Raw genomic sequence first — 17,742 nt, 5'->3', positions numbered from 1 at the left:
CCCATTTGCGCCGATTCCGGAGGCCCTCATGACGCGTCCCCTGTTCGCTCCGCTCGAGCAGACGAGCCGGGACGTGGTGGTGGTCGGCGTGAGCTACTCCGAGTGCAGCCGTGGCGCGATCGTCTTCGGCGCCGACGAGGCCTACCGCCGGGGCGCCGCGCTGCGTCTGGTGCAGGCATGCGAGCCGCCCGAGCAGGACTCGACCCAGTCCGGCCTGGACACCCTGGCGATGATGATCCACGCCGAGTACCCCTGGCTGCCGGTGATCACCTGTGCGCGGCCGGGCCGGGCCGAGGAGGTCCTGCTCCAGGAGTCCGCCCAGGCCACGCTGATGGTGCTGGGGTCGCAGGAGTGTCAGGCGCTGGCCGGGGCCGCCGCCTGCCCGGTGATCCGGATCCAGCACCGGCACGAAGCCCTGGCCTGACCAGGCTCTGGATCAAACGCCGGAACCAAAGCGCCCCTGATCATGCCCGGCCCGCCCCACCAGCCAGGGCGAGCCGGACATGAGTCCTCAGGAGACGGCCGTGACCGGCAGTTCGCGGGGGATGGCCAGCACCGGGCAGGGCGGGGCCAGCAACACCCCGCGGCTGATCGACTCGCGCACCGGCCGGTAGAGCTCGCCCGGGCGGCTGCCCACCACCAGCAGTTCGGCGTCCTGCCCGAGGTCGGCCAGTGCATTGGCCGGGTCGCCGGTGGTCCGCACCACGCTGAACTGCACGTCCGGCACGCTCTTGACCGCCTCGGCGACACCCCAGCCGGAGTTGCCGTGGCTCGGCTCGACGTGCAGCACCTGCAGATCGAACCCGCGGCGCCGGGCCTCCACCGCCGCCGCCTTGACCACCTGCATGTCGGAGGGGTGCGGCCCGACCGCGGCCAGGACGAACGGATGGGCGCCGAGCGGGCGGCGGGGCGCGTTCTCCGGCACCACCAGCACCGGGCAGCCGGCGGCCCGCAGCAGGGCGGCGCTGACCGAGCCGGGCTCGCAGGCCGGGGCGTTGTAGCGGCCGGAGGAGCCGATCACCAGCAGCCGGGCGGCGCTGATCGGGAAGGCGCCGGGCTGGATGTCCGCGTCGTCCAGGCAGTATCCGCTGATGTTGGGCAACGGGTAGCGCAGCCGCAGCGCCTCCACCGCGTCGGTCAGCCGTCGCCAGGCCGCCACCACACTGGGGGCGTCGTCGCGATGGGTGTCGCGCGGGTCGCGCCCGGCCCCGGTCCGCCGGCGCAGGTCGGTGATCAGCGTCAGCGGCAGATGCCGGCGTTCCGCCTCCTGGGCGGCGCGGTCGAGCAACTGGGTGTGCTGCCAGCGGCCGTCGAAACCGGCCACGATCCGTGGCGTGTGTTCACCGTTCATGGCCATCTCCCATCTTCCCGGCGGCCTCATCGACCAGATCGATGGGTGTGAACCGCATCTCCAGAATCCGCTGCGTTACCACAGCAGTTCAGAGGCCCTGGACATCGGGGTTCGGGACCTAAGTCCCGTCACTGTGCGCACAGGTGGGGTCCAACGACTTTCGCCTGTACCGGAATAGATCGATACGGTTGGGGGCGAGAGGCTTTCCGCAACCGGGCGGAGGGCATCGAGAGGTGGTCCGGCGGACCGCCAGCGACGAAGGCGAGGAGAGGACTTTGATCCGGGTCTTCCTGCTCGACGACCACGAGGTCGTCCGGCGTGGACTGGTCGCCCTGCTCGAGGCGGCCGGTGACATCGAGGTCGTCGGGGAATCCGGCTCCGCCCAGGAGGCGCAGCGCCGAATCCCCGCCCTGCGCCCCGACGTCGCCATTCTCGACGCCCGGCTTCCGGACGGTAGCGGCATCGACGTCTGCCGTGAGGTGCGCTCGGCCGACCCGAACATCAAGGCGCTGATCCTCACCTCCTACCAGGACGACGAGGCGCTGTTCAGCGCGATCATGGCGGGCGCCGCGGGTTACGTGCTCAAGCAGGTGCGCGGTACCGACCTGCTCAACGCGGTGCGCACGGTGGCGCAGGGCCAGAGCCTGCTCGACCCGTCGGTGACGCTGAAGGTCCTGGAGCGCATCCGCAACGGCGAAAAGCCCTCCGAGCCGGACCAGCTGGCCTCCCTCACCGCCCAGGAGCGCCGCATCCTGGAGCTGATCGCCCAGGGAATGACCAACCGGCAGATCGGCGAGACCCTGTTCCTGGCCGAGAAGACGGTGAAGAACTACGTGTCCTCGCTGCTGGCCAAGCTGGGCGTGGAGCGGCGCACCCAGGCCGCGATCCTGGCCACCAAGCTGATCAAGGGCAACTGACCGTCGTCCGGCCGATGGTCGGCTCTTTCAGCGAAGTGCGTCGTCGAACTGACGGACGAGTTTCGTGACCCGCGTACTGCCCGCAGGCGCGGGCGGGTAGCGACGCAGGACGTCGACCACGACCGGCCCGGCCAGGCTCGGCATCGAGACGAAGTCCTCCTGGCCGGTCAGTTCGAAGGCTCGCGTGGCGTGGGCCGCTGACCCCAGGATGTGCATCACCTGGGTCGCCTTGGCCAGCGGATGCAGGAACGCCGCCCCACAGGTGTGCGCGGCCGCGCGGGCCGCCGAACTGGCCGAAGCGTTCATCGCGTCGTGGCTGTCCCGGGCGGCCTCGTGCGCCGCCCACGCGCAGTCACGCAGCCGCTTCGTGCGGGCCGCCCCCTCGGCGAACGCCTGGGCCGCCTCGATCGCCTCGCGCGGGCGTGGGTCGTCCGGATCGGCCTGTTCGTAGATCGGCAGGACAGTCTGCGCGCAGGCCACTGCGAAGCCGGTGACCGCGCGGATCTCGTCCAGGCTCAGCTCGAAGTCCGCCACGAGTACCTACTCTAAGGTGGCCGGGTGCAGATCAGAGCTCTCGAGGACGCCGACTGGCCGGCCGTGTACTCGATCATCCGCGAGGTGATCGAGGGCGGCGAGACGTACGCCTACGACCCGGACTGGTCCGAAGAGACCTGCCGGGAGGTCTGGGCCGGAGAAGGGCAGCTGCTCACCGTGGTCGCGGTCGACGACGACGGCACGATCCTCGGCACCGCGCACTCCGGGCCGAACCGGCCGGGGCGCGGATCACACGTCTCCACAGCCAGTTTCATGGTCTCGTCCACGGCCCGGGGCAAGGGCGTGGGCCGGGCGCTCGGGGTGCACGTGCTGGACTGGGCGCGCTCGCAGGGGTATCACGGCATGCAGTTCAACGCCGTGGTGGAGAGCAACACAGTGGCCGTGAAGCTCTGGCACTCGCTGGGTTTCGAGACGATCGGGATCGTGCCCGAGGCCTTCGACAGCAAGCGCCACGGCCGGGTCGGCCTGCACGTCATGTACCAGAAGTTCTAGCCTGCTCGATGTCCGGCTGAGGGTTCTCCTGGCCCTCGGCCGGCTCGCGCTCCTTCCTGCGCAGCAACAGCACGCTGACCGACAGCAGGATCACCAGGAATCCGAGAAGGCCGATCTGCCAAGCGAACTCGGACGGGTCCCGGGTGCCGCTGGTGGTCGGGCTGCCCTCCAGCACGTTGGCCACCTCGACCGACAGCAGGATGATCTCCTTGATCGAGACGATGATCCCGACGATCAGGAACGGCTCGGCCACGATCTCCCGCCGGGCCAGCGTGGTGCGGACCGCGAAGATCAGCTCGACCAGGATGAACACCAGCAGCAGCCGGTCCAGCAGCTTGAGCACCGCCTGGTCCGGCTTGTCGGTGATCCCGCCCAGCTCCATCGCCGCATCCACCAGTAGCACCCCGGCGCCGACGACCAGCAGCGCGGCCACCGCCACGTAGATCGCGTCCTCGGTCAGGCGCAGCGTGCGCTCCCCGAAGTCGGCGATCTTGTGACTGGTGCCGTCCACACCGTCCATGGCGTCGTCCGCGGTCTTCGAGACCTCTTCTGAGCTGGGCATGCCGCCAGTGTCGGGTCGGAAGTCGATCTTCGCGACCCGACACCGCAGAGCAGTCAGCCGACCGTGCTGACCTGAGGTTTCACCGCCACCACCGGGCACTGGGCCTCGAGCAGCACCTGCTGGGAGATGCTGCCCATCAGCAGCTTCCCCACCGGCGAGCGCCGCCGCAGCCCGATCACCAGCAGCGTCACCCCCTCGGCGTAGGAGGCATCGATCAGTTCGGCCGCCATCCCGGCCTCACCGGCCGGCCGGGAAGAGATCGCCACTCCGGAGGCACCGGCGGACTTCACGTCCACTGCGCAGGCCTCGGCGTCGGCCGGATCACTGATCACCAGCAGATCGCTCTGGTGGTGCAGCGCCTCGTCGATCCCGTGCCGGAGCGCGGCCCGGCCCTCCGCGGTGGGGAAATAACCGACGACGATGCTCATTTCGGTTCCTCTCAGTAGACCGGGTTCAGCACGATGGCGGAGTGCAGGAAGCTGTCCAGGTTGGCCAGCGTCAGGCTCTCCATCTCGGCGCGGGTCTCCACCGTGCCGCTGCCCACGTGCGGCAGCAGCACCACGTTGTCCAGCTCCAGCAGCGGCTGCGGCACCTTCGGCTCGTGCGCGAACACGTCCAGCCCGGCCCCCGCCAAACCCCCACTGACCAGCAGTTCCACCAGGGCGTCCTCGTCCACGACGCTGCCCCGGGCAATGTTGACCAGATACCCGTGCGGCCCGAGCGCGGTCAGTACCTCGCGGCTGACCAGCCCCTGCGTGGCTGCCCCACCGGCTGCCGCGACCACGAGAACATCTACGTCGCGGGCCATCTCGGCCAGGTCGGCGTAGTAGCGGTACGGGCTGGCCGCCACCTGACGACGGTTGTGGTAGCTGATCGTGGAACCGAAAGCGACCAGCCGGTGGGCAATCGCACCCCCGATCCGGCCTAGTCCGAGGATGCCGACCTTGCGGTTGCTGGCCTGGCGGGTCAGCGGAAACTTGCCCTCCGGCCACTGCCCCGCCCGGACGAAGCGGTCCGAGGCGCTGAAACCGCGCATCACGTCGAGCAGCAGGGCCACTGCGGTGTCGGCCACGCAGTCGGTCAGCACGTCCGGGGTGTTGCTGACCAGGATCGAGCGCTCGCGGGCGGCGTCCACGTCGGTGGTGTCGTAACCGACGCCGAAGTTGATCACCGCCTTCAGGTTGGGCAGCTGCGCCATCAGCGCACCCGAGACCCCGGTGCCGCCCGAGGTGACGGCCACGTCGACGCCCGCGGCCTGCTCGGCCAGGAAGGCGGTGCGCAGTTCACCCTCCTCCGGCAGCAGCAGCGCCTGGTAGCGCCGTTGGAGCGTCTCGGTCAGCGTGGGCATCAGCGGCCCGACCTGCAGCACGGTCATGTTCTGGATTCCAATCGAGGACGCCGGTGGCCGGCTCGGGTTTTCAGCGGTCCAGGGCGGGGCGCTTGGGATCGAACGACCAGCCCGGGATCAGATACTGCATGGAGATCGCGTCGTCCCGCGCGCCGAGGCCGTTACGCCGGTACACCTCGTGCGCCTCGGCCAGCCGGTCCTCGTCCAGCGTCAGGCCCAGCCCGGGGGCGGCCGGGACCTTCACACAGCCGTTCTCGATCACCGGGGGCCTGCGGGTCAGGCGTTGCCCGTCCTGCCAGATCCAGTGCGTGTCCAGCGCCGTGATCTCGCCCGGGGCGGCCGCCCCGACGTGGGTGAACATGGCCAGCGAGATGTCGAAATGGTTGTTCGAGTGCGAGCCCCAGGTCAGCCCCCAGGCCTCGCAGAGCTGGGCCACCCGCACCGAGCCGGCCATCGTCCAGAAGTGCGGGTCGGCCAGCGGAATGTCCACCGCCTGGGCCTGGATCGCGTGCCCGAGCTGCCGCCAGTCGGTCGCGATCATGTTCGTGGCGGTGGGTAGCCCGGTGGCCCGGCGGAACTCCGCCATCACCTCACGCCCGGAATAGTCGCCCTCGGCCCCGCACGGATCCTCGGCGTAGGCCACCACACCCCGCATCGAGCGTCCGTACTCGATCGCCTGCCGCAACGGCCAGGCGCCATTGGGATCCAAGGTGATCCGTGCGTCCGGGAATCGTTCGTGCAGCGCCGTAACCGCGGCAACCTCGTCGGGGCCGGGCAGCACGCCGCCCTTGAGCTTGAAGTCGGCGAAGCCGTACCGCTCCTGAGCCGCCTCGGCCAGCGCCACCACCGCCTCGGGGGTAAGCGCCTCCTGGTCCCTGAGAACCTCCCAGCGGTCGCCGTCGCCCTGTCGATAAGGCAGATCGGTCTTGCCGCTGGAGCCGACGAAGAACAGGTAGCCGAGCATGCGTACCTCGTCGCGCTGCTTACCCTCGCCGAGCAGATCGGCTACAGGAACGCCCAGGTGCTGACCGAACAGGTCGAGCAGCGCGGACTCCAGCGCGGTGAGCACATGCACGGTGGTGCGCAGGTCGAACGTCTGCTTACCCCGGCCGCCCGCGTCCCGGTCGGCGAAGGCCGCGCGTACCTGGCGCAGAACGGCGTTGTAGTGGCTGATCGGCTGGCCCACCACGAACGGCGTGCTGTCGGTCAGCGTGGAGCGGATCGCCTCGCCGCCGGGCACTTCGCCCAGGCCGGTATTGCCTGAGGAGTCGGTCAGGATCACCACGTTGCGGGTGAAGTAGGGCGCGTGGGCCCCGCTCAGGTTGAGCAGCATGCTGTCCTGGCCGGCCACCGGCACCACCCGCACGCTCGTGACCACCGGAACCGCGCCGGTGTTCGCGGCCGTACGGGCATCGTCGCCCACGGTCATCCGAAAACCCCATCCACCTGTCGGAAGATCCCCAACGCATTTTCGTCGTCCAGCCCGGCCGGCCGCAGCGAAGCCGGCAGATCCTGATAGGCCACCGGCCGCAGGAACCGCTCGATCGCCAGCGTGCCCACCGAAGTGCTGCGTCCGTCGAACGTGCTCGGGAACGGTCCACCGTGCACCATCGCCTGCCCCACGTCCACACCCGTCGGCCAGCCGTTGAAGATCACCCGGCCAACCTTCAGCTCCAGCTCCGGCAGCAAATCCGAAGCCACCGCCAGGTCCGCCTCAACGGCGTGCACCGTCGCGGTCAGCTGTCCCTCCAGTGCGTCCACCACCAGGGGCAGCTGAGAAGCGTCCGTAAGCCGGACCACCAACGAGGTTGCCCCGAAGACCTCCTCGTGCAGTGAATGGTCTTCCAGGAAGGCAGAACCCGTGGTCGTGTAAAGGTGAGTAATCCCCGGGGCGTCGATCGAATCGTCCGTAAGCCCGTCGGCCACCGCGGTCACGGCCTTGTGCGATGAGAAGCGCTGCGCGCCCTCCGCGTAGGCAGAACAGATTCCCCGGCTCAGCATTGGCGCTGCGGCAGAAGAGCTCACAGCAGAGGACGCGGCGGCCAGGAACGCGTCGAGCGCAGGGGAGTCGATGGCGAAGATCAGACCAGGATTCGTGCAGAGTTGGCCGACACCCGTGGTCAAGGAGGTAACAAAGGACGCCCCAAGCCCCTCCGGATCAGCCTCCAGTGCGGAGGGGAGCAGGAAGACCGGGTTAACGCTGGACATTTCGGCGTAGACCGGAATCGGAACCGGGCGCGCGGCGGCGGTGGCTGCGAGCGCAAGGCCGCCCGTACGCGAACCGGTGAAGCCCACGGCGCGGACACGGGGGTCCGAGACGAGTGCGGTACCTAGGGACGAACCGCCGCCGTAGAGCAAGGAGAAGACGCCTTCGGGGAGACCCGACTCGGCGACGGCAGCCTGGATGGCCCGGCCAACGATCTCCGAGGTGCCCGGATGCGAACTGTGCGCCTTGACGATGACCGGGCAGCCGGCGGCCAGAGCAGAAGCGGTGTCCCCGCCAGCCACCGAGAAGGCCAGGGGGAAGTTCGAGGCGCCGAACACGGCGACCGGACCTAGGGGGATCTTGCGCTGGCGTAGGTCTGGGCGGGGAAGGGGTTTGCGGTCGGGCAGCGAGGGCTCGATGCGGGCGCCGATCCAGCTTCCCTCTCGCAGCACCCGGCCGAACAGCCGCAGCTGGTTCACCGTGCGGGCGAGTTCACCGCGCACCCGGGGCTCGGCAATACCGGTCTCGGCCTGAACCCGGGCAACCAATGGCTCGGCCACGGCTTCCAGGTTGGCGGCGATCCGGTCCAAAAAGTCCGCGCGGGCGGGGCCGTCGGTCTGGCGGTAGGTCTTGAACGCCGCCCACGCCAGCTCCGAGGCTCGCGCTACCTCCTCGGCCCCGCCCAGCCCGTAAACCGGTTTCAGCTCGTCGCCGGTACGCGGGTCCCGCCCGGCCACGCTGCCCGCCGATCCGTAGACCGCCGCCGCCCCGATCAGCATCTCGCCGGTGAGTTCCATCAGGCCACCTTCTTGACCAGGTCGGTCAGATCAGCCAGCTCGGCCTCGGTCAGGTCCACCAACGGCGGGCGCACCGAACCGGCCGGACGCCCCACGGCCTGCAGCCCGGCCTTGACGATCGAGACGGCGTAGCCCGAGCGCCGGTTGCGGATCTCCAGGTAGGGCAGGACGAACTCGCGCAGCCGCCGGTACACGTCCTCCCGGTCGCGGTTGCGCACGGACTGGTAGAACTCCCCGGCCCAGCGCGGGGCGAAGTTGTAGATCGCGCTGGAGTAGGTGGTGGCGCCGAGCTCCAGGTACGGCAGCGCGTAGGTCTCGGCCGTGGGCAGGCCGCCGACGTAGACCAGCCGGTCGCCGTGCGTGGCGTACAGCCGGGCCATCAGGTCGATGTCGCCGATGCCGTCCTTGAAGCCGATGAAGTTGTCGAAGTCGGCCACCAGCCGGTCCACGGTGCTGTGGTGGAACTTGGCGTTGGCCCGGTGGTAGACCACCACGCCCAGTTCGGTGGTGGAGCAGACCTTGGCCACGTGGGCGTACAGGCCCTCCTGGTCGATCTCGGTCAGATAGGGCGGCAGCAGGAAGATGCCGTCGGCCCCGGCCCGGTCCGCGGCCTGGGCCATCTCGACCGCGATCCCGGTGCCGTAGCCGGCCGGTCCGACCACCGGTACCTCGGTGACCTCTTCGGCGCTGATCTGCACCACGCGTTCCACCTCGGCCGGGGTGAGGCAGAAGAACTCGCCCGTCCCACCGGCCGCGAACAAGCCGGTGGCGTCGAACTCGCGCAGGTGCTGCAGGTGCCCGCGCAGGCCGTTCTCGTCCAGATTGAGTTCGGCGTCGGTGTGCGTGACCGGGAACGACAGCAGGCCCGACCCGAGGGCGTCGCGCAGTTCGGTGGGCGAGAAACGAGACATCGTCGGCTCCTGAAAGTCGAGGGTTGCCGACCACGCTAGGCAGCCATCTCGATACCTGTCCAAGCTCACTTGAGCATGGATCGATACCGCAACAGCATCGCTACTCCGTGGTTGACGTCACAAAGGAGCCCACCTACGGTACGTCTACGAATCCAGATCGCGTTCACATCCGTGGACAGCCGGAAGGAACTCAATGTTGAGCCCACCGATTCGCCGATCCCGGGGACTGCCCAAGGTAGCGGGACTGCTCGGGCTGGCCCTGGTCGCCAGCGGCTGCACGGTCGCCAACTCCGAGTACGTCACCGGAGGCGGGGCGGACGGCCTGAGAATCGTTCTGCCCCAGGAGCCGCCGACTCTGGAGGCCTGTCAGAGCTCGCTCACCGCCACCGGCGTGGTGGTGCGCTCCAACATCACCGAGCCACTCCTCGAGCGGGACCCGGACTCCGGTGAGCTGGAGCCGTTGCTGGCCACCGAGTGGGAGCAGACGTCGCCGGAGACCTGGACGTTCAAGCTCCGCGAAGGCGTGACGTTCACTGATGGAACGCCTTTCGACGCCGAGGCCGCGGCCTTCACCATCGACCGCGCGGTGAACTCCGATCTCGCCTGCGAGGTGGAGGGTTACGTCTTCGGCGACACCGACCTCGAGGTGGAGGCGGTGGACGAGACCACCCTCACCGTCACCTCGCCCGAGCCCGACCCGATCCTCCCGCTGCGTCTGTCGTTCGTCGAGATGGTGTCCACCAAAACCAGTACGACCGAGAAGGTGCGCGAGCCGATCGGTACCGGCCCCTACCGGGTGGCCGACTGGCAGGCCGGACAACGACTTTCGCTGGAGAGCAACCCCGGCTACTGGGGAGAGGTGCCGGCCTACAAGAACGTGAACTACGTCTGGCGCGCCGAGGGCAGCGTCCGGGCGGCGATGGTGGCCAACGGTGAGGCGGACATCGCCACCAGCCTGGCCCCCGAGGACGGCGCCGGCGAGCTGGCCGTGGCCTACGCCAACAACGAGACCACCGCCCTGCGGATGCAGGCCGACCAGCCGCCGCTCGACGACATCCGGATCCGGCAGGCGGTCAACTACGTGATCGACCGGAAGCTGCTCGCCGAAACACTTTTCGAGAAGCTGGCCCAGCCGGCCGGGGAGCTGATCCCGGACGGCATCGTCGGCTACGAGCCCGACGAGCAGATCTGGCCGTACGACGCGGCCCGGGCCAAGCAGCTGGTCGACGAGGCCCGGGCCGACGGTGTGCCGGTGGACACCGAGATCCGGCTGATCGGCCGCAACGCCCAGTTCCCGCGGATCACCGAGACGATCGAGGTGATCCAGGGCGAGCTGGCCAAGGCCGGGCTGAACGTGAAGATCGAGATGATGGACACGAACGCCCAGCTGGAGTACCAGATCCGGCCGTTCCCGAAGGACACCGGCCCGTACCTGCTGATGATCATGCACGGTAACCAGGCCGGGGACGCGGCGTTCACCCTGGACCAGTACATGCTCGCCGAGGGCTACCAGAGCTCCTGGGGCACCGCGGAGTTCGACCAGAAGATCCGCGCCGCCGAGGCCCTGGTCGGTCAGGAACGGCAGGACGCGATGGCCGCGCTGTGGCAGTACGAGCAGGAGGAGATCACCCAGTACGCGTACATCGCGCACATGAGCGCGATCATGGCCAAATCCCCGAACGTCTCGTACCGGCCGAACTCGGCATCGGGTGACGAGATGCGCCTGGCAGAGATGAGTCCCGTGTCATGACCGGATTCCTGCGCCGCCGTGCGGTCACCAGCCTGCTGCCGCTGATCGCCGTGCTGCTGGGGGTGTTCTTCCTGGCCCGGCTGACCGGCGACCCGGCCAACCTGTACCTGCCGGTGTCGGCCACCCCCGAGCAACGGCAGAACTTCATCGAGGCCAACGGCCTGGACGACTCGATCTGGGTGCAGATGTGGGACTACCTCGGTGGGGTGCTCACGCTGGACTTCGGTGACTCGCTGCGCACCGGGGAGTCCGCCGCCGCGATGGCGCTGCGGGCCTTCCCGGCTACGCTGCAGCTGGCCTTCTCGACCATGCTGATCGCAGTGGTCGGCGCGGTGGTCATCGGCAGCTGGGCCGCCTACCGGCCGAACTCGGTGGCCGACCGGATCTCCAGCTTCCTGTCGATGACCGCGGCCAGCGTGCCGGACTTCTGGTTCGCCATCGTCGGGGTCTGGATCTTCGCGGTGAGCCTGGGCTGGCTGCCCACCTCCGGCGTCACCGGGGGCATGGCCTCCTGGGTGCTGCCGGTGGCCACGCTGGTGATCCGCCCGCTGGGGGTGCTCACCCAGGTGGTGCGGGGAGCCATGGTCAGCGCGCTCAGTGCCCCGTACGTGCGGCTGGCCCGCAGCAAGGGCGCCGGTGACCTCAGGGTGGTCACGCACCATGCTCTGCGCAACGCCGCCGCCCCGGCCCTGACCGTGGCCGGTGACCTGATGGTCGGCCTGATCAACGGCGCCGTGGTGGTGGAGACCATCTTCGGCTGGCCCGGCATCGGCAAGCTGATGATCGACTCGATCCTGGGCCGGGACTTCGCCGTGCTGCAGGCCTGCGTGCTGCTCACCGCGGTCTCGATCTTCGTCCTCAACATCCTCATCGACATCGGCTACGCACTGCTCGATGCCCGCGTCCGAGAGAAGGTTTCGGCATGAGCGCGACGCTGGAGACCCCCCTCGAGGCTCCCCGAAGCCAGAACCCGAAACTCCTCACCCTCCTGCTGAAGGACAAAGTCGCCACCCTGGCCGCACTCGTCCTCTGCTTCGTTTTCCTGACCGCGGTTTTCGGCCCGATGCTGGTGGCCGAGCAGGCTCGTGAGCAGAACCTGCTGAACGCCAACGCCGAGCCGTTCACCCTGGACGGTGGCTGGCTCAACTTCCTCGGCACCGACCCGCTGGGCCGCAGCGTGCTGGCCCGGCTGATCGTGGCCAGCCGCACCACGCTCTCGGTTGCGGTCCCGGCCGTCCTGCTCAGCCTGGTCATCGGCTCGCTGATCGGGATGTGGGCCGGTTACCACCGGGGCCGGCGGGAGACCGTGGTGATGCGGATCGCCGACATCATCCTCAGCTTCCCCTCGCTGCTGATGGCCGTGGTGGTGCTGTACATCTTCTCGCCCAGCTCGGCCAATCTGGTTCTGGTGCTGGCGATCACCCGGATCCCGATCTACCTGCGCACCGCCCGGGCCGAGTCGGCCGAGCTGCAGAGCCGGCTGTTCGTGGACGCGGCCCGCACCTTCGGCACGAAGCCGACGGCGATCATCTTCCGGCACGTTCTCCCGATCATTCTGCCCACCCTGCTGACGGTGGCCACCCTGGACTTCTGCTTCGTGATGCTCTCGGAGTCGTCCCTGAGCTTCCTCGGGATCGGCATCCAGCCGCCCTCGGTGAGCTGGGGCCTGATGGTCGCGCAGGGCCGGACCTACCTCCAGACCGCCTGGTGGCTCTCGTTCTTCCCCGGCCTGGCCATCGTGATCACCACCGTCTCGGCGACCGTCCTGGCCTCCTGGGCCCGGCTCGCCACCGACCCGGCCCAGCGCTGGCGCCTGACCCTGCCGCGGCACAAGCGCGGCCGTAAAGAGGTGAAGTGATGTCCGCACTGAGCGTCCAGGACCTGACCGTCGACATCGAGACCCCCAACGGCCCGCTGCGCGCCGTGAACGGCGTCGGGTTCGAGGCCGAGCAGGGCGAGACCCTGGCCCTGCTCGGCGAGTCCGGCTGCGGCAAGTCGATGACCGCGCAGGCGATCGTCGGTCTGCTCGAGCCGATCGCCTCGGTCACCCAGGGCTCGGTCACCCTCAACGGCACCGACCTGGTGAAGGCCTCCCGCCGCAAGCGCCGCCAGATGGCCGGGCCCGAGCTGGCCATCGTGTTTCAGGACGCCCTGACCGCCCTGAACCCGGTGTACACGGTGGGTACCCAACTGGCCGAGCCGTTCCGGATCCACCGCCGGATGTCGGCCAAGGAGGCCCGCGGCGAGGCGATCGAGCTGATGCGCCGGGTCGGCATCCCGCACCCGGACAAGCGGGTGGACGCCTTCCCGCACCAGTTCTCCGGCGGCATGCGCCAGCGCCTGCTGATCGCCATGGCGGTGGCCCTGAACCCGACCGTGCTGCTGGCCGACGAACCCACCACCGCCCTCGACGTGACCGTGCAGGCCCAGATCATGGCCCTGCTGAAGGACCTGCGGGCCGAGCGGGAGATGGCGGTCGTGCTGATCACCCACGACCTGGCCCTGGTGGCCGAGGAGGCCGACAAGGTGGCGGTGATGTACGCCGGCCACGTGGTCGAGACCGGCCCGGTCTCCGAGGTCTTCGGTGATCCCGGGCATCCCTACACCAAGGGCCTGCTGGACTCGGTTCCGGTGCACGTGGCCCGCGGTGAGGAACTGGCCTCGATCGGCGGTACTCCACCGGACCTCGCCTCGATCCCGAGCGGCTGCGTCTACCAGGCCCGCTGCCCTCTGGCCCGGCAGAAATGCCGGGACGAACGTCCCCAGTTGAAAGCAACCCAAGGCCAACGCAAAGCCGCCTGCCACTTCACCGAGGAGGTCTGACCGATGAGCAACCTGCTCGAGGTGAACGACCTGACCAAGACGTTCGACGTCAAGGACGGCAAACTCAAGGCGCTCGACGGGATCAGCCTGAAGTTGGGCAAGGGTGAGACCCTGGGCCTGGTCGGCGAATCCGGCTGCGGCAAGTCCACCCTGGCCCGCACCCTGCTGATGCTGGAGAAGCCGGACGCCGGCACGGTCCGGTTCGACGGCACCGACCCGTTCGCCCTGCGCGGCAAGCAGCTGCTGGCCTGGCGCCGGCGGGTACAGATGGTGTTCCAGGACCCGTACGGTTCGCTGAACTCGCGGATGACGGCCGGCCAGATCATCGCCGAGCCGTGGAAGACCCACAAGCACATGTACGCCAACTCCCGTGACCGGGCCGCCCGGGTGCGAGAACTGCTGCACCTGGTGGGTCTTCGCCCCAGCGACGCCGATCGTTACCCGCAGGAGTTCTCCGGTGGTCAGCGCCAGCGCCTGGGCATCGCCCGCGCCCTGGCTCTGCAGCCCGACGTGATCATCTGCGACGAGCCGGTTTCCGCCCTCGACCTGTCGGTCCAGGCCCAGGTCCTGAACCTGCTCAACGACCTGCAGCGCCAGCTTCAGGTGAGCTACGTGTTCATCTCGCACGACCTGTCGGTGGTGCGCCACGTGGCCGACCGGGTGGCCGTGATGTACCTCGGCCGGGTGGTCGAGCAGGGCCCCACCGAGGCGGTTTTCGAGCGGCCGAAGCACCCCTACACAGCTGCTCTGATGTCGGCCGCGCCCAAGCTGCACCAAGCTGACCGGGGTGAGCGGATCCTGCTCAAGGGCGAGATCCCCTCACCACTGAACCCGCCGTCGGGCTGTCGCTTCCGGACCCGCTGCTGGAAGGCCACCGACATCTGCGCCAGTGCCGCACCGCCGCTGGTGCAGGACCCGGAGTCGAAGGACCACGGCGCCGAGTGCCACCACCCGATGGAGTCCCCCAGGCAACTGGCCCTGGCCTGAAAATGAGGGGACGGCGGTGGGCGAGCACCGCCGTCCCCTCACCGGCTCAGTAGGTCTCTTCCCACTGCAGCTGTGCGTCGAGTTCGGGATCCTCGGCGAAGTCCACCGCGACCGGGATCGCACCGCTCGGGCTGGCCGCCGCGCCGGCCCGCAGCGCCTGCTGCTGCAGCAGTTCCACGTCGACGGTGGTGTCGGGGGCGAGCCGGTAGCGGATCTGGATCACGTCGCCGGACTGGTCCGAGGACAGGCCGCTGCCGACCTGCACAACCCCCGGGAAGTCGACGACCGCACGGAACATGGTCTCCGAGATGGCCACCAGGGAAGGGCCGTTCAGCGGGGCACCCCACTGCACGTCGATCTGGATGGACAGCTCCGTCTCGAGCCGCTTCAGCAGATCGTCCTCGGGCCGGTCGGTGAACCGGATCCACATGTTGCCGTCCTCCAGCAGCCCGTGCACCACATAGCTGGGGTCGGCCTCGAGATCCTCGGCGAAGGGCACGAACTCCTCGGTGCCCCGGAACCGCTCGGCCAGGACCTCCAGCGGCGCGCCGAGCTCCTGCGCGTAGAAGGCGATATCGCTCAGCAGCTCCTGGCTGAGCGGGCGGGGCGGGGCCCCGCCCTGAATGGTGACCGATTCCATGCCCCCATGATTGCAGGTGGAAAGGCCGGTTTTGGGGGAGTTCAGCGACTGATCAGGTTCCGTAACGGTGCGCCCGAGGTCAGGGCCCGGACGTTCGCCACCACGTCGAGAGCCCGCCCGCGGAAGGTCTCTTCGGTGTGCCCGGACTGGTGCGGGGTGAGCACCACGTTGTCGAAACCGGTGAAGTCCAGGTGGGAGGGCGGGGGAGCGTCGGCGTCGCGCGGGTTGCGCCACCAGACGTCGATCGCTGCCCCGCCGATCGAGCCCTTGGCCAGGGCGTCGTGCAGCGCCTGCTCGTCCACCACTGCCCCGCGCGCGACATTGACCAGGATGGTGTCGGGCCGCATGGCGGCGAAGGCCTCGGCGCCGATGAGCCCGCGGGTGTCCTCGCTGAGCGGAACGGTCACAACCACAATGTGGGACGTCCGCAGCAACTCGGGTAGCTGGGCGGAGGTTCCCATCCAGTCCACTCCCGGAGCATCCTTGCCCGAGTGCCGCACCGCCCGCACGTCCATGCCCAGGGCCCGGGCCAGAACCGCGACCTGCGAGCCGATCTCGCCGAAGCCGACGATGCCCATCGTGCGACCGGCCAGAACCCCGCCGAAGGGCACGCCCGGATCGGTCATCACCGTGCGCCATTGACCCTGGGCCAGCTCCTGGGAGGCCCGGGGCACGTGCCGCAGCAGCATCATCGAGACCATCATCACGTGCTCGGCGATCGAGCGGCCGTGGTGAAAGGTGTTGGCCAGCAGCGTCTTGCCGGGCAGGGCCGACTGGTCCACCTTGTCCAGCCCGGCCCCGGTCACCTGCACCAGACGCAGGTCGTCGCCGCAGGCCCGGATCAGCTCGGCCGGAGCCGAGGCGCCGACCAGCACCTGCGTGCCGGGGGCGGCCTTCAGAGCGGCGGGCAGGCCGTGCGTGAATACCCACTCGTGCTCGCTGTCGGCCGTCAGCTCGGCCCGGAACCGCTGCAGGATCTGTTCGGTGATGAGGATCTTCACCAGAGCGGGGCCTTCCAGGAGGGGTCGATGCTGCGCATGTAGCCGGTGTCGTCGCGGTTGCGGATGCCGCTGGCCAGATACTGCTGGTGCATCCGGGCCAGAGCGTCGCGGTCCAGTTCGATGCCCAGACCCGGCCCGGTCGGAACCTGCACCGCTCCTTCGCTGAAGCTCAGCGCACCCGGGACGATCACGTCGTCCTCGGGCTGCTTCCAGGGCCAGTGCGTGTCGCAGGTGTAGTCCAGATTCGGGGTGGCGGCGGCCAGGTGCACCATCGCGGCCAGGCTGATGCCCAGATGCGAGTTGGAGTGCATGGACAGCCCGAGATCGAAAGTGTCACAGATGGACGCCAGGGCCTGGGAACGCTTCAGGCCTCCCCAGAAGTGGTGGTCGGACAGGACGACCTGCACGGCGTCGTGCTGGACGGCCGGCTTGAGCTGGTCGAACGCCACCACGCACATGTTCGTCGCCAGCGGCATCGGCACTTCCCGCGCCACCTGGCCCATTTCGGGGATGCCGGCCGTCGGGTCCTCCAGGTATTCCAGCACGCCTTCGAGTTCCTGGCCGACCTTGATCGAGGTCGGCACCGTCCAGACCGCATTCGGGTCCAGACGCAGCGGAGTGCCTGGAAACGCCTTGCGCAGGGCCTTGATCGCGGCCACTTCTTCGTCCGGGTGGAACACGCCGCCCTTGAGCTTGATCGACGAGAAGCCGTACTCGTCGATCATTTTGGTGGCCTGGCGGACCAGGCCGTCCGGGTCCAGCGCGGCGCCCCACTCGTCCTCGTCCTGACCTGGATGGGCGGCCCACTTGTAGAAGAGGTAGCCGGTGAAGGCCACCCGCTCGCGCACCGCTCCGCCGAGCAGGTCGCTGACCGGCCGGCCGATCGTCTTGCCCTGCAGGTCGAGGGCCGCGACCTCGAACGGCGAGAGCACCCGGTCGCTGGTCGAGGAGGTGGTGACCATCCCGGCCATGCCGTGCCCGCCGACCTCGGTGTCCTGCTTCAGGGAATGCACCACCCGGCGCCGGATCTCGTGCAGATCGAAGATGTCGGCCCCGATCAGGGCGGCGGCTGCGCGCTCGATGCGGCGCAGATGGGGCTCGTCGCCGTAGGTCTCGCCGAGGCCGTACTGCCCGCTTGCGGTGCTGACTTCGACGATCGTGCGCAGAGCGAACGGCTCGTGCACGCCAACACTGTTGAGCAGCGGGAGGTCTCGGAAGGCCACCGGCGTCACCTGGACGGCACTGATCAGCTCGGACATGGCAACCCTTCATTGGGAGACGTCCCGAGCATCCTCACACGGTTCACATCCGTAGACAAGGGTCGCGGATGTGGACGCCCGAGCCAGGTAGCAACTGTCCGACGCGTCGCCGGGCGGCAACCTAGGCGGCGGCACCGGCGCCG

The 17,742-nt window shown here is 69.1% G+C and carries 19 protein-coding genes; 8 read left to right on the top strand and 11 right to left on the bottom strand.

Annotated features, from left to right (window positions below):
* The first annotated feature begins 28 nt into the window (after window positions 1-28).
* Entirely contained in the window at window positions 29-424 is a 396-nt protein-coding gene (locus LR394_RS01810) for a universal stress protein (RefSeq protein ID WP_231438537.1), read from the top strand.
* A gap of 87 nt (window positions 425-511) precedes the next feature.
* Here LR394_RS01810 and LR394_RS01805 read toward each other — a convergent pair whose 3' ends face one another.
* Window positions 512-1,351 carry a universal stress protein gene (locus LR394_RS01805; protein WP_231438536.1) on the bottom strand — a complete coding sequence of 280 codons (840 nt, stop codon included), beginning with the start codon at window positions 1,349-1,351 and terminating at the stop codon, window positions 512-514.
* Window positions 1,352-1,626: 275 nt separating this feature from the next.
* Here LR394_RS01805 and LR394_RS01800 point away from each other — a divergent pair, with 275 nt between their 5' ends.
* Window positions 1,627-2,268: a response regulator gene (locus tag LR394_RS01800; protein ID WP_231438873.1), complete on the top strand. Its 642-nt coding sequence runs from the start codon at window positions 1,627-1,629 to the stop codon at window positions 2,266-2,268.
* Between the two features lie 27 nt (window positions 2,269-2,295).
* Here the strand turns inward: LR394_RS01800 and LR394_RS01795 are convergent, their stop codons facing one another.
* Window positions 2,296-2,802: a putative immunity protein gene (locus LR394_RS01795; protein ID WP_231438535.1), complete on the bottom strand. Its 507-nt coding sequence runs from the start codon at window positions 2,800-2,802 to the stop codon at window positions 2,296-2,298.
* Window positions 2,803-2,826: 24 nt separating this feature from the next.
* Between LR394_RS01795 and LR394_RS01790 the strand changes: the two genes are divergently transcribed.
* Window positions 2,827-3,315, top strand: coding sequence for a GNAT family N-acetyltransferase (locus LR394_RS01790; RefSeq protein WP_231438534.1), 489 nt, complete (start codon window positions 2,827-2,829; stop codon window positions 3,313-3,315).
* Here LR394_RS01790 and LR394_RS01785 read toward each other — a convergent pair.
* From LR394_RS01785 to kdgD, 6 genes are read right to left on the bottom strand one after another with little or no spacing between them, the layout of a single operon-like run.
* Window positions 3,296-3,877, bottom strand: coding sequence for a phosphate-starvation-inducible PsiE family protein (locus tag LR394_RS01785; RefSeq protein WP_231438533.1), 582 nt, complete (start codon window positions 3,875-3,877; stop codon window positions 3,296-3,298). The genes LR394_RS01790 and LR394_RS01785 overlap by 20 nt on opposite strands.
* Window positions 3,878-3,930: 53 nt before the next feature.
* Entirely contained in the window at window positions 3,931-4,305 is a 375-nt protein-coding gene (locus LR394_RS01780) for a universal stress protein (RefSeq protein ID WP_231438532.1), read from the bottom strand.
* Window positions 4,306-4,316: 11 nt separating this feature from the next.
* The gene (locus tag LR394_RS01775) at window positions 4,317-5,252 is read right to left on the bottom strand and encodes a 2-hydroxyacid dehydrogenase (RefSeq protein ID WP_231438531.1); all 936 of its coding nucleotides are present in this window, start codon (window positions 5,250-5,252) and stop codon (window positions 4,317-4,319) included.
* Between the two features lie 43 nt (window positions 5,253-5,295).
* Window positions 5,296-6,654 carry an enolase C-terminal domain-like protein gene (locus LR394_RS01770; protein WP_231438530.1) on the bottom strand — a complete coding sequence of 453 codons (1,359 nt, stop codon included), beginning with the start codon at window positions 6,652-6,654 and terminating at the stop codon, window positions 5,296-5,298.
* The gene (locus tag LR394_RS01765) at window positions 6,651-8,228 is read right to left on the bottom strand and encodes an aldehyde dehydrogenase (NADP(+)) (RefSeq protein ID WP_231438529.1); all 1,578 of its coding nucleotides are present in this window, start codon (window positions 8,226-8,228) and stop codon (window positions 6,651-6,653) included. The genes LR394_RS01770 and LR394_RS01765 overlap by 4 nt, the downstream gene beginning before the upstream one ends.
* On the bottom strand, window positions 8,228-9,139 hold the full coding sequence (gene kdgD / locus LR394_RS01760; protein ID WP_231438528.1) for a 5-dehydro-4-deoxyglucarate dehydratase: 912 nt from the start codon (window positions 9,137-9,139) through the stop codon (window positions 8,228-8,230). The genes LR394_RS01765 and kdgD overlap by 1 nt, the downstream gene beginning before the upstream one ends.
* Window positions 9,140-9,332: 193 nt before the next feature.
* Here kdgD and LR394_RS01755 point away from each other — a divergent pair, with 193 nt between their 5' ends.
* Genes LR394_RS01755 through LR394_RS01735 form a run of 5 tightly spaced genes read left to right on the top strand, consistent with a single transcriptional unit; the run spans window position 9,333 to window position 14,699 of the window.
* Window positions 9,333-10,889 carry an ABC transporter substrate-binding protein gene (locus tag LR394_RS01755; protein WP_407936959.1) on the top strand — a complete coding sequence of 519 codons (1,557 nt, stop codon included), beginning with the start codon at window positions 9,333-9,335 and terminating at the stop codon, window positions 10,887-10,889.
* The gene (locus LR394_RS01750; RefSeq protein WP_231438526.1) at window positions 10,886-11,815 is read left to right on the top strand and encodes an ABC transporter permease; all 930 of its coding nucleotides are present in this window, start codon (window positions 10,886-10,888) and stop codon (window positions 11,813-11,815) included. Before LR394_RS01755 ends, LR394_RS01750 begins: the two co-directional genes overlap by 4 nt.
* A complete protein-coding gene (locus tag LR394_RS01745) occupies window positions 11,812-12,747 on the top strand; it encodes an ABC transporter permease (protein ID WP_231438525.1) in 936 nt (311 codons plus the stop codon). Before LR394_RS01750 ends, LR394_RS01745 begins: the two co-directional genes overlap by 4 nt.
* Window positions 12,747-13,712, top strand: coding sequence for an ABC transporter ATP-binding protein (locus tag LR394_RS01740; protein ID WP_231438524.1), 966 nt, complete (start codon window positions 12,747-12,749; stop codon window positions 13,710-13,712). The genes LR394_RS01745 and LR394_RS01740 overlap by 1 nt, the downstream gene beginning before the upstream one ends.
* Window positions 13,713-13,715: 3 nt before the next feature.
* Window positions 13,716-14,699, top strand: a complete 984-nt coding sequence (locus LR394_RS01735) for an ABC transporter ATP-binding protein (RefSeq protein WP_231438523.1) — start codon at window positions 13,716-13,718, stop codon at window positions 14,697-14,699.
* Between the two features lie 46 nt (window positions 14,700-14,745).
* Here LR394_RS01735 and LR394_RS01730 read toward each other — a convergent pair whose 3' ends face one another.
* Genes LR394_RS01730 through LR394_RS01720 form a run of 3 tightly spaced genes read right to left on the bottom strand, consistent with a single transcriptional unit; the run spans window position 14,746 to window position 17,599 of the window.
* Window positions 14,746-15,339 (bottom strand): hypothetical protein, encoded by a 594-nt coding sequence (locus LR394_RS01730; RefSeq protein ID WP_231438522.1) that lies wholly within the window; start codon window positions 15,337-15,339, stop codon window positions 14,746-14,748.
* Between the two features lie 41 nt (window positions 15,340-15,380).
* Entirely contained in the window at window positions 15,381-16,340 is a 960-nt protein-coding gene (locus tag LR394_RS01725) for a 2-hydroxyacid dehydrogenase (protein ID WP_231438521.1), read from the bottom strand.
* Complete coding sequence (locus LR394_RS01720) at window positions 16,337-17,599, bottom strand: glucarate dehydratase family protein (protein ID WP_231438520.1); 1,263 nt, start codon at window positions 17,597-17,599, stop codon at window positions 16,337-16,339. Before LR394_RS01720 ends, LR394_RS01725 begins: the two co-directional genes overlap by 4 nt.
* Window positions 17,600-17,742 lie beyond the last annotated feature (143 nt).

The organism is Kineosporia babensis (assembly GCF_021129305.1).
GTDB lineage: Bacteria > Actinomycetota > Actinomycetes > Actinomycetales > Kineosporiaceae > Kineosporia > Kineosporia babensis.
Note: the sequence above shows the minus strand (reverse complement) of the source record. Positions and strands in the feature narration are given on the sequence as shown.